We start from the raw sequence: 12,354 nt of genomic DNA on the forward strand, positions 1-12,354 counted from the left end.
CTGTGGTCAACGTGGTGGCCCAGGACGCCGCCGGTAACAGCAGCCCGCCGGCGACGGTGACCGTCGATTCCAGCGCGCCGCCGGCGCCGGTGATCAACCCGAGCAACGGCGTCGTCATCAGCGGCACCGCCGAGGCCGGTGCCACCGTGACCCTCACCGACGGCAACGGTAACCCGATCGGCCAGGCCACCGCCGACGGCAGTGGCAACTGGAGCTTCACGCCGGGCACGCCGCTGGCCAACGGCACGGTGATCGTCGCCACGGCCACCGACCCGACCGGCAATACCGGCCCGCAGGCCGCCACCACGGTGGACGCGGTGGCGCCGCCGGCGCCGGTGGTCAACCCGAGCAACGGCGCGACCATCAGCGGCACCGCGGAAGCCGGGGCCAAGGTGATTCTCACCGATGGCAGCGGCAACCCGATCGGCGAAACCACCGCCGACGGCAGCGGCAACTGGACCTTCACGCCCGCCACGCCGCTGGCCAACGGCACGGTGGTCAACGCCGTGGCCCAGGACCCTGCGGGCAATACCGGCCCGCAGGGCAGCACTACCGTGGACGCGGTGGCGCCGAATACGCCGGTGGTCAATCCGAGCAACGGCAACCTGCTCAACGGTACCGCCGAGCCGGGCAGCACCGTGACCTTGACCGACGGCAACGGCAACCCGATCGGCCAGACCACCGCCGATGGCAGCGGCAACTGGAGCTTCACGCCCGGCTCGCAACTGCCCAACGGCACCGTGGTCAACGTGACCGCGAGCGACGCCGCCGGCAATACCAGCCCTCCCGCTACCACGACGGTGGATTCCTCGCTGCCGTCGATCCCGCAGGTGGACCCGAGCAACGGCTCGGTGATCAGCGGCACCGCCGACGCCGGCAACACCATCATCATCACCGATGGCAACGGCAACCCGATTGGCCAGGTCACCGCCGACGGCAGCGGCAACTGGTCCTTCACTCCAGGCATCCCGCTGCCGGATGGCACGGTGGTCAACGTGGTTGCGCGCAGTCCAAGCAATGTCGACAGTGCGCCGGCGGTGATCACGGTGGATGGCGTGGCCCCGGCGGCGCCGGTGATCGATCCGAGCAACGGCACCGAGATAAGCGGTACCGCGGAAGCCGGCGCGACGGTGATCCTCACCGATGGTGGCGGCAACCCGATCGGCCAGGCCACCGCCGACGGCAGCGGCAACTGGACGTTCACCCCGGGCACACCGCTGGCCAACGGCACCGTGATCAACGCCGTGGCCCAGGACCCGGCCGGCAACACCAGCGGCCCGGCCAGCGTCACCGTCGATGCCATCGCCCCGCCGGCGCCGGTGATCGATCCGAGCAACGGAGTCGTCATCAGCGGTACGGCGGAAGCCGGGGCCACGGTGATCCTCACCGACGGCAACGGCAACCCGATCGGCCAGGTCACCGCCGACGGCAGCGGCAACTGGGCCTTCACGCCCGCCACGCCGTTGGCCAACGGTACGGTGATCAATGCGCTGGCCCAGGACGCCGCCGGCAACAACAGCAGTCCCACCAGCGCCATCGTCGACTCGGTGGCGCCGGCCGCCCCGGTGATCGACCCGAGCAACGGTAGCGTGATCGCCGGTACCGCCGAGGCTGGTGCCACGGTGATCCTCACCGACGGCAACGGCAACCCGATCGGCCAGGCCACCGCCGATGGCAGCGGCAACTGGAGCTTCACGCCCGGCACGCCGCTGGCCAACGGCACGGTGATCAATGCGGTGGCCCAGGACCCGGCCGGCAACACCAGCGGCCCGGCCAGCACCACGGTGGACTCGGTGGCGCCGGCGGCGCCGGTGATCGACCCGAGCAACGGCAGCGTGATCGCCGGTACCGCGGAAGCCGGCGCCACGGTGATCCTCACCGACGGCAACGGCAACCCGATCGGCCAGGCCACCGCCGATGGCAGCGGCAACTGGAGCTTCACCCCGGGCACGCCGCTGGCCAACGGCACGGTGATCAATGCGGTGGCCCAGGACCCGGCCGGCAACACCAGCGGCCCGGCCAGCACCACGGTGGACGCGGTGGCCCCGGCCACCCCGGTGCTCGATCCGAGCAACGGTACGGTGATCAGCGGTACGGCTGAAGCCGGCGCCACGGTGATCCTCACCGACGGCAACGGCAACCCGATCGGCCAGGCCACCGCCGATGGCAGCGGCAACTGGAGCTTCACGCCCGGCACGCCGCTGGCCAACGGCACGGTGATCAATGCGGTGGCCCAGGACCCGGCCGGCAACGCCAGCGGTCCGGTCAGCACCACGGTGGACTCGGTGGCCCCGGCCACCCCGGTGATCGACCCGAGCAACGGTGTCGAACTCAGCGGCACCGCCGAACCCGGCGTCCGGGTGATCCTCACCGATGGCAATGGCAACCCGATAGGCCAGACCCTCGCCGACGGTAGCGGCAACTGGACCTTCACACCGAGCACGCCGCTGGCCAACGGCACGGTGGTCAATGCCGTGGCCCAGGACCCGGCCGGCAATACCAGCGGACCGGCCAGCACCACGGTGGATACGGTGGCGCCGGCCACGCCGGTGATCAATGCCAGCAACGGCAGCGTGATCACCGGCACCGCCGAGGTCGGCGCCAAAGTGATCCTCACCGACGGCAACGGCAACCCGATCGGCGAGACCACCGCAGACGGCAGCGGCAACTGGACCTTCACCCCCGGCACGCCGCTGCCCAACGGTACGGTGATCAACGCCGTCGCCGAGGACGCCGCGGGCAACGCCAGCGGTCCGGCCAGCACCACGGTGGACTCGGTGGCGCCATCCGCTCCGCTGCTGAGCATCAGCGCCGACGGCGCGTTGCTGACCGGCACCGCCGAGCCGAACAGCCAGGTGCGTATCGTGGTCAACGGCGACACCGCCAACCCGATCACGGTCACCGTCGACGGCGCCGGCAACTTCAGCCTGCCGTTCGCGCCGCCGCTGATCACCGGCGAACTGATCGCCGGGGTTGCCGTCGACGCCGCCGGCAACGTCAGCGGGCCGGCCACCATCAACGCGCCGGACCTGGCGCCGCCGACCATCAGCGTGCCGGAAGCCGGCGATACCTGGATCAACGCCGCGGAGATCGGCGACGGCATCCAGGTCGATGTGACGGTCCGTCCGACCATGCAGGTCGGCCAGGTGGTCACGGTCAAGTTCGCCGGGCAGAACGGCTATGAGGCCGAGGTCAGCCATACCCTCACCGCCGGCGACATCGCCGCCGGCAACGTGACCCTGACCCTGACGCCTCCCGGCGGCATGGGCCCGTTCCCGGAGGGCGCCTCGACCGTCACCGCCGACATCAACGGCGGCACCGCGTCGACCCCGGTGCCGTTCACCATCGACACCATTCCGCCGGCGACCCCGGTGCTGTCCCTGGTCGGCAACATCCTGACCATCTCGGCGGAGCCGGGCACCGAGCTGACGGTCACCGTCGACGTCGGCGGGGTGACCGCCACCGCCACGGTGACCGCCGACAACAGCGGGCTGGCGTCGCTGAACCTGCTCACCGACCTGGACATCGACTTCAGTTGGGACCAGTTGCTCAATGCCCAGGTGTCGGTGGTCGGTCGCGACCCGGCCGGCAACCCGAGCAACACGGCGAGCATCGGCGTCGGCACCAGCATCGAGCAACCGGTGACCATCGGCAACTTCGGCCTCGACGTCAGCCTCAACCCGCTGAACCCGCGTTTCGGTTTCAGCGGAACCACCGAGCCTGACTCCAGCGTGGTGATCCGGGTCATCACCCCGGCGTTGAACGTCGAATTACTGCCGATCCAGGCGGATTCGTCCGGAAACTTCTCGCTGAACCTGCTGAGCCCGACCATCCTCACCCAGTTGGGGCTGAACATCACCGACATCCTCAACCTCGGCTCGCAGATCTCGTTCAACCTGGTGTCCACCGACTCCAATGGCAACGACAGCGCCGCCTACGGGATCACCCTGACCCCCAACGGACTGTCGCTCAACATCGGCCAGATCGATGTCAACGGTACTTCCGGCGACGACGTGCTGTCCGGCGCCAACGGCAGTTCGGAGCACATCAACGGCGGCGACGGCAGCGACCTGATCTTCAACGTGGGCACCGGCGATCACGTGGTGGCCGGCAACGGCAACGACACCATCCAGATCACCGCGACCGATTTCGTCAGCATCGATGGCGGCGCCGGGTTCGACACCCTGGTCCTGGCCAACGGCATCGACCTCGACTACAACGCCGTCGGCGTCGGCACGCTCAGCAACCTCGAGCGCATCGACCTCGGCAAGGGCGACTCGGGTAGCGTGCTGACCCTGACCGCGGCGGAGGTGGATGCCATCACCGATGCCAACAACACGTTGCAGATCACCGGCGAGAACAACGACACCCTGAACGTGGTGGGCGCGGTGAATACCGGTACCACGCAACTGATCAACGGCATTACCTACGACGTCTACACCTTCGGCAGTACCACCCTGCTGATCGAGGACAACACGGTACAGGTCGTGGTCTGATGCGCGGGCGCAGGCAGTACGCGCGCAAGGGACGGCGGCATGGGAAGGGAGCCATCTGGCTCCTTTCCCTGGGGCTGCCGATGTTCGCGTCGGCCATGCCCCTCGACCAGGCGGTCAGGGCAGGGCTGGCGATCCACCCGGAAGTACGGTCCGCGATGGCCGAAGCGGACCGTGCAGGCACCGAGGTGGAGATGGCCAAAGGGGGGTACTACCCCTCCGTGACGATGTCCGGGGGGCCGCAGGAGTTCGACTTCGGCGAGATCGTCTACGATCTCACCGCGTCGCAGATGCTGTACGACTGGGGTCGGGTGACGAGCAAGGTCGACAGCGCCAGCGCGACCCAGCGCAAGCTGTCCGAGGCGGTGCTGGTGGCGCGCGACGATGCGGCGCTGGATATCGTCGAGACCTACCTCGACGTGCTTGCCTCGGAGCGCCGGGTGGAGGCGGTGCGCGAACACATCCAGCGCCTCGACGGCATCCGCGAGATGACCCAGGCGCGCGGCGGCGACGGCTACGCCGACCGCAGCGAGCTGGATCGCGCCAATCTGGAACTGTCGCGGGCCCAGGAGCAGTTGTCGCTGGAGAAGGGCAACCTGCAGGACGCGCGCAACCAGTACGCGATCCTGGTCGGCCAGGAGCCCGCCGACCTGGTGGAGCCCGAGCCGATGTCGCTGCAACGCTACCTGGCGGCCAGCGATATGGCGCGGGTGATCCGCGAATCGCCTTTGCAGCGCAAGGCCCTGGAGGACGCCAATGTCGCCGAGGCCGAGGTCCGCGAGGCCAAGGCGTCGCTGCTGCCGCAACTGAACCTGGAGGCCAGCGCGCTGCGCCGGGAGATCGGCGGGCATCCGGAAAGCGACTCGGTGGTATCCCTGCGCTTCCGCATGGACACCTTCCAGGGGCTTTCCAACTTCCGCCGGCCGACCGCCGCGCAGCAGCGCCTGGAATCGGCGAAATGGACCGCCGACGCGATGCAGCGCGACATCCGCCGGCAACTGCAGAACCTCTTCGACAACGGCGACACGCTGCGCTGGCGGGAACAGTCGCTGACCCAGCAGGTGACCGAGTCGGAGCAGGTCGGCGAGTTGTATCGCGAACAGTTCGAGGTTGGCCGGCGCGACGTGATCGACCTGCTCAACGTGCAGCGCGAGCGCTTCGAGGCAGAGCGGCAACTGATCAACCTGCGGATCGAACGCAAGCGCATCGAGTATCGGGCGGCCGCGCAAGTCGGCCTGTTGGGTCCGCTATTGGAGAACCGGCTGAATCATGGAAGCTGAGAAAACCCCGGATAACGTCGTGATCCTCAACCACGACCCCATCGTCGACCCGTTGCGCCAGGGCTTGTTGCTGCTCTGCCGGCAGCTTGGCCGACCGCTCGGCGACGCCGAACTGGTGGACGGCATGCCGTTGGAGCACGGTCGCCTGCCATTGCACCTGGTGGCCCGCGCGTTGCGCCGCGCCGACATCACCGCCCGGGTCACGCGCCAGCCGTTGCGCCGGATCGATCGCTACCTGCTGCCGGCCCTGCTGTTGCTCGACGACGGCCGCGCCCTGGTGCTGGTGGGCAACGACGGCGAGCACGCCGAGGTGCTGGTACCGCAGAGCGACGGCGGAAGCCAGAGGATGCCGCTGGCCGAGCTGGAAGCTCTGTACAGCGGCACGGCGATCTTCGCCAAGTGCCGCTACCGCCCGGACGGGCGGGTCGGCGACTACGCCAGCGCCTTGCCCGAGCACTGGTTCTTCGGCCCGCTCAAGCGGCTCTGGCGTTCCTACGCCGAGGTCACCGCCGCAGCGTTGGTGGCCAACGTCCTGGCGGTCGCCTCGGCACTGTTCGCCATGCAGGTCTACGACCGCGTGGTGCCCAACGCGGCGTTCGACACCCTGTGGATCCTCGCCAGCGGCGTGGCCCTGGCGATCGTCCTCGACGGTGTCCTGCGGATCATGCGCGGCCACCTGCTCAACGTGCTCGGCAAGCGTCTCGACCTGCAACTCTCGACCCTGCTGTTTTCCCGCGTGCTGAGCACCCGGGTCGCCGCCAAGCCGGCGTCGATGGGCGCCTTCAGTACCCAGGTGCGGGAGTTCGAGTCGGTGCGCGAGTTCTTCACCTCGTCCAGCGCGGCGCTGATCAGCGACCTGCCGTTCGTGGCGATCTTCCTGCTGATCATCGCCGTGATCGGCGGCCATGTGGTCTGGGTGCCGCTGCTGGCCTGCGGGCTGATGATCCTGCCGGGGCTGCTGACCCAGCGCCTGCTCGGCCACCTGTCGCGGCAGAACCTGCGCGAAGGGGCGATGAAGAACGGCGTGCTGCTGGAAGCCTTCGAGCACCTGGAGACGGTCAAGGCGACCCGCGCCGAAGGCCGCTGCCTGCACCAGTGGGAAACCCTGACCGGCGAACTGGCCGGTACGGCGATGAAGACCCATACCCTGGCCTCGACCCTGAGCTACTCGGCGAGCATCGTCCAGCAGCTCTGCTACGTCGGCGTGGTGGTCTTCGGCGTCTATCGGATCAGCGAGGGCGCGATGACCGTCGGCGGCCTGGTGGCCTGCTCGATCCTTGCTTCGCGGGCCATCGCACCGCTGTCGCAGGCGGCCGGCATCCTCGGTCGCTGGCAGCACACCAAGGTGGCGATGGAAGGCCTCGACCAACTGATGAGCGCCGAGCAGGAGCGACCCCAGGGCAAGCGCTTCGTGCACAAGGAGCGCCTGCAGGGGCATTACCGCCTGGAGGGCGTGCGCCTGGCCCACGGCGACAGCCCGCCGGTGGTCGACGTGCAGGCCCTGAACATCCGCGCCGGCGAGCGGGTGGCGCTGCTCGGCGGCAACGGCGCCGGCAAGTCGACCCTGCTGCGCCTGCTCAGCGGCCTGCTCGACGCGCAGGCGGGACGCCTGCTGCTGGACGACGTCAGCCTGACCCAGATCGACCCGGCCGACCGCCAGCGCGGTATCGGCTACCTGCCGCAGGACGTGGCGCTGTTCCATGGCAGCCTGCGCGACAACCTCAACCTGGAGAACGCCGCGCTGGGCGACGAGGAACTGCTGGAGACCCTCGACGGGGTCGGCCTGGGCGCCTTCGTCCGCGGCCACCCGCTGGGGCTGGACATGCCGATCCAGGGCAACGCCAGCCTGTCCGGCGGCCAGCGCCAGGCCGTCGGGCTGGCCCGGGTGCTGCTACAGGACCCTCCGATCCTGCTGCTCGACGAGCCGACCGCGGCCTTCGACCAGGGCAGCGAGAAACAGGTCATCGACTACCTGCAGCAATGGCTGGGCAAGCGCACCCTGGTCATCACCACCCACAAGAAAAGCATGCTCGCCCTGGTCGAGCGTGCGGTGGTCCTGCGCCAGGGCAGGGTGATCATGGACGGCCCGCTGGAGCAGGTGGTGCAGGGCAACCAGGTACAGGCACCGCAGGCCGCCGAAGGAGGCAACCATGGACTCTGACCGCGACGCCGCCGCCCTGCGCCGGCAACTGGCCGACCCGTTGCTGGCGGCTACCCACCCGGTCTACCGGCCGCTGCTCTGGACCCTGCTCGGTTGCGTGCTGCTGTTCATCGGCTGGGCGGCCTGGGCACAACTGGACGAGGTGACCCGCGGCGACGGTCGGGTCGTGCCGTTCAGTCGCATCCAGAAGATCCAGAGCCTGGAGGGCGGCATCCTCGACCGCCTGCTGGTGAAGGAGGGCGACCTGGTGGAAGTCGGCCAGCCGCTGGTGCGCCTCGACGAGACGCGCTTCCTCACCAACTTCCAGGAGTCGGCGAACCAGGCCAGCGTGCTGCGCGCGGCCATTGCCCGGCTCGACGCCGAGGTGCTCGGCAAGAAGAGCATCGAGTTCCCGCCGGACGTCGATCCCGAGGGGCCGCTGGCCCGCTCCGAGCGCGAGCTGTTCAAGTCGCGCCGCGACAAACTGGTGGAGGGCACCCAGGCGATCCAGCGGCTGATCCACCTGGCGCAGAGCCAGCTCGACCTGGTTCGCCCGCTGGTGGCCAAGCGCGCGGTGAGCCAGATGGAGGCGCTCAAGCTGAGCCAGGACATCGCCACCCTCAGCGGCAAGCTGACCGAGCTGAAAAGCACCTATTTCCAGGATGCCTATACCGAGCGCGCCCAGCGCAAGGCCGATCTCAGCGCGCTGGAACCGATCGTCCAGCAGCGCCAGGACCAGTTGCGCCGCACCGAGATCCTGTCGCCGGTGCGCGGGCGGGTGAACACCGTGCTGATCAACACCCGTGGCGGGGTGATCCAGCCCGGCGAGCCGATCATGGAAGTGATCCCGGTGGAGGAGCGCCTGCTGGTGGAGGCGAAGATCAAGCCGCGCGACGTGGCCTTCCTGGTTCCCGGCATGTCGGCCAAGGTGAAGATCACCGCCTACGACTACACCATCTACGGCGACCTCAAGGGCACCCTGGAGCAGATCAGTGCCGACACCATCGAGGAGGACACCCCGCATGGCAAGGAGTCCTACTACCAGGTGCTGATCAAGACCGATGGCAGCCAGTTGAAGCGCGGCGAGGAGGTATTGCCGATCATTCCGGGGATGGTCGCCGAGGTGGACATCCTCAGCGGCAAGCGCAGCGTGCTCAACTACCTGCTGCGGCCGCTGATCAAGGCGCGCCTTTATTGAGGCGTGTAGGACAGGCCCCGGTCGGTGGAAACGTGCCAGCCGCCTCCCTGTAGCCATGGCGAGCTACCTAGGCGGTGGCGCTGGCAACGCTGCCCGGGCGGGCGCACGCTAGGCGTCGCGCCGAGCTGCGAGGCGCTGTCGGGTCCTGGCGTCGAGTAGCTCGCGCAGGGCCTTGAACAGCGGTGCGCGGTCGGTATAGCGACGACCGTAGTCGAGGTTGAAGGCATAGTCGAAGTCCGCCGGATTGTCGCCCTGGGTGTGCTGGAGCAGGGTTTCCAGCTTGTCCAGGGCCTTCACTGCCAGGGCTTCGGCGGACTCGCCGCGCTCGTATTCGTCCCACAGGGCGAGCAGGCGGTCGCGCAGCGGCGCGTCCAGATGACGGGTCAGCTGCAACAGGTCGGCGCGTTCCTGTTCGCCCTTGTCCGGGTGCGCGGCCTGCTCGACGGCGGGGATGTCGCCGTGGATCGCTTCGCCGAGGTCGTGGACCACGCACATGCGCAAGACCTTGCCGAGGTCCAGGCCGGCCAGTTGGTCCTCGAAGGCCAGAGCCATCAGGCACAGCCGCCAACTGTGTTCGGCGGTGCTTTCCGGGCGACCGGAGGAGGTGTGCGCGGAGCGCAGGACGTCTTTCAGGCGTTCGGCTTCGCGGAGGAATTCGAGGCGGTTGCTCAGCAGTTCGAGGGACATGGCGCGGGCTCCGCTACCGGTGAAACGAGCCTGCAAGGCTAGGCGCGGCGACGGCGTAGGTCCATGGATAAAATATCCGCGGTGCGTTCAGAGGGTTTCCACCAGGCGTACCGCGCGTCCGTCCGAGAGGGTCATGCGGGTCCAGCGGCAACGGCTGCGCCGGATCGGCACGATGGCCGAGGTGTTCGCTCCGCTGGCGAACTCCAGCGCCGGCGGTGCCAGCAGTTCGCGCCAGCCGAGTTCCTCGAGGGTGGCTTCCTGGCGGAGGATTTCCTCGCTGCAATAGGGCCACAGCGAACGGTCGAGCAGTTCGCCGAGGGGCACGCCGAATTGCGCGGCGCGTGTCGGCGAACAGGCCAGCAAGCGATGGGTGAGGTCGCAGATCAGGTGCACGGGTTGCGGGTTGGCCTCGACCAGGCGGGCCAGTGCCTGGTCGGCGGCGGCTTCCAGGCGGGCGCCGAGCAGACGCTCCAGGCGTGCCCGTTCCTCCACCAGCAGCGCCTGGGTACCGGACTCCCAGCGTGAGATGGTCGATTGCGCCACGCCGAGCAATTCGGCGGCATGCGTTTGCTTGACCCGGTGCAGCAGGCGCCAGCGGCGCAGGGCGGGGCCCAGGGACGAAGAGGGAAGAGGCTCGGTCATGCTTGGCTACGCGGGCGAATGGACGCTGAAGTCTGCGCCCGACGCCGGGCGGAGGCAAATCGGCGCGACACCGGGGGGCCCGCTTGGTCGGCGGCGATCCTCGGCTGGCCGCCCGCCGCGCCGGCAGCCGTGGAACTGCCGGCGGGCGTCTTGCTCAGGCCTTGGCGAAGGAGGTGGGGAAGGGCAGGTTGTACAGGCGTTGCCCGGTGGCGGCGAAGATCGCATTGGCCAGCGCCGGGCCGATGGGCGCCACACCGGGTTCGCCGACCCCGGTGGGCGCTTCGCCGGAGGGCACGATGTGCACTTCGACCTTGGGCATCTCGGCGATCCGCAGCACCTGGTAGCCGTCGAAGTTGTTCTGCTCGACCTTGCCGTCCTTCAGGGTGATCGCGCTGTGCAGGATCGCGCCGAGGCCGAAGCCGATGCCGCCCTCCATCTGCGCGGCGATCACGTCCGGGTTGATCGGGATGCCACAGTCCACCGCACAGACCACCCGCTCGACCTTCAGCTTGCCGTCCTTGTCCACCGAGACCTCGACCACCTGGGCGACGAAGGTCTTGAATGCCTCGGTCACCGCGATCCCGCGTCCGCGCCCGGCGGGCAGCGGCCTGGACGGGTCCCAGCCGGCCTTTTCCGCGGCCAGTTCGAGCACGCCGCGCAGGCGCGGCTGCTCTGCCAGCAGGTCGCGGCGGAACAGGTAGGGGTCCTTGCCGGCGGCCTGCGCCGCCTCGTCGATGAACGCCTCCACCGCGTAGACCGTGTGCGAGCTGCCGACCACCCGCCACCACAGGACCGGTACGCCGACCTGGGTGGTGCTCAGCTCGACCGAGACATTGGGCACCGCATAGGGCAGGTTGGCGGCGCCTTCCACCGAGGTGGCGTCGACGCCGTCCTTGACCATCACCGCGGCGAACGGCGTGCCTTCCAGGATCGACTGGCCGACGATGCGATGTTGCCAGCCGACCAGCTTGCCGTCGGCGTCGAGCCCGGCTTCGAGCCGGTGGTAGTACATCGGCCGGTAGAAGCCGCCGTGGATGTCGTCCTCGCGGGTCCATTGCAGCTTCACCGGCACGCCGTTGGCACCCAGCGCCTTGGCGATCGATACCGCCTCGACGATGTAGTCCGACCAGGCGTTGGCGCGCCGGCCGAAGCTGCCGCCGGCGTAGAGCGTATTGATCTTCACCTGCTCCGGCTGCAGCCCGGCGGTACGCGCCGCGTTGCCCTGGTCGACGGTCTGGAACTGGTCGCCGGCCCAGATCTCGCAGCTGTCGGCGGTCAGCCTGACCACCGCGTCCAGCGGCTCCATCGGCGCATGGGCGAGGAACGGGAACTCGTAGCTGGCGGCGATCCTGCGGGTCGCCCCGGCCAATGCCTTGGCGGCGTCACCGTCCCTGCGCGCGGGCTTGCCGGGTTGCTCGGCGAGCTTGCGGTACTCCGCCATCAGCGCTTCGGAACCACGCTTCTCGGCCTTGCTCTCGTCCCATTCGACCTTGAGCGCGTCGCGGCCTTGCTTCGCCGCCCAGAAACCCTTGGCGACCACCGCCACGCCGTGCGGCACCTGGACGACCTCGACCACCCCCGGAATCGCCCTGGTCGCCGTGGCGTCGAACGATTTCAGCGTGGCGCCGAACAGCGGCGGGCGCTGGAGCAGGGCGACCAGCATGCCGGGCAGGCTGACGTCGAGGGTGAATTGCGCACTGCCGTCGGTCTTGCCGGGAACGTCGACGCGCGGCGCCTGGTGACCGATCAGGCGGAAGTCCTTGGGATCCTTCAATTGCACTTTTTCCGGCACCGGCAGTTCCGCCGCCGCAGCGGCCAGCGAACCGTAGCTGGCCTTGCGCTGGCTGGCCGGATGTTCGACGAAGCCGTCGCGGGTACGCAGTTCGGCAGCCGGTACCCGCCACTGGCGGGGGG

7 protein-coding genes are annotated in these 12,354 nt (G+C 69.1%); 4 read left to right on the forward strand and 3 right to left on the reverse strand.

Features of this window, described 5'->3' with window-relative positions:
- The 4 genes from HMPREF2886_RS32290 to HMPREF2886_RS32305 all read left to right on the forward strand — a co-directional run.
- A partial coding sequence (locus HMPREF2886_RS32290) for an Ig-like domain-containing protein (RefSeq protein ID WP_256562630.1) occupies positions 1–4,496 on the forward strand: 4,496 nt, incomplete at its 5' end.
- Positions 4,496–5,773 (forward strand): TolC family protein, encoded by a 1,278-nt coding sequence (locus tag HMPREF2886_RS32295; RefSeq protein WP_003160086.1) that lies wholly within the window; start codon positions 4,496–4,498, stop codon positions 5,771–5,773. The genes HMPREF2886_RS32290 and HMPREF2886_RS32295, both read left to right, overlap by 1 nt.
- Positions 5,763–7,934: a type I secretion system permease/ATPase gene (locus tag HMPREF2886_RS32300; protein WP_058179113.1), complete on the forward strand. Its 2,172-nt coding sequence runs from the start codon at positions 5,763–5,765 to the stop codon at positions 7,932–7,934. The genes HMPREF2886_RS32295 and HMPREF2886_RS32300 overlap by 11 nt, the downstream gene beginning before the upstream one ends.
- On the forward strand, positions 7,924–9,111 hold the full coding sequence (locus tag HMPREF2886_RS32305) for a beta-barrel domain-containing protein (RefSeq protein WP_070749160.1): 1,188 nt from the start codon (positions 7,924–7,926) through the stop codon (positions 9,109–9,111). The genes HMPREF2886_RS32300 and HMPREF2886_RS32305 overlap by 11 nt, the downstream gene beginning before the upstream one ends.
- Before the next feature lie 108 nt (positions 9,112–9,219).
- Here HMPREF2886_RS32305 and HMPREF2886_RS32310 read toward each other — a convergent pair whose 3' ends face one another.
- From HMPREF2886_RS32310 to HMPREF2886_RS32320, 3 genes are all read right to left on the reverse strand, one after another.
- Positions 9,220–9,798 (reverse strand): HD domain-containing protein, encoded by a 579-nt coding sequence (locus tag HMPREF2886_RS32310; RefSeq protein WP_033978781.1) that lies wholly within the window; start codon positions 9,796–9,798, stop codon positions 9,220–9,222.
- Positions 9,799–9,885: 87 nt separating this feature from the next.
- Positions 9,886–10,440, reverse strand: a complete 555-nt coding sequence (locus HMPREF2886_RS32315) for a helix-turn-helix domain-containing protein (RefSeq protein ID WP_033978782.1) — start codon at positions 10,438–10,440, stop codon at positions 9,886–9,888.
- A 154-nt stretch (positions 10,441–10,594) separates the two neighbouring features.
- On the reverse strand, positions 10,595–12,354 hold a 1,760-nt coding region (locus tag HMPREF2886_RS32320; RefSeq protein WP_070749162.1), incomplete at its 5' end, for a xanthine dehydrogenase family protein molybdopterin-binding subunit.

Source organism: Pseudomonas sp. HMSC066A08, from assembly GCF_001813025.1.
In the GTDB taxonomy this organism is placed as follows: Bacteria; Pseudomonadota; Gammaproteobacteria; order Pseudomonadales; family Pseudomonadaceae; genus Pseudomonas; species Pseudomonas aeruginosa.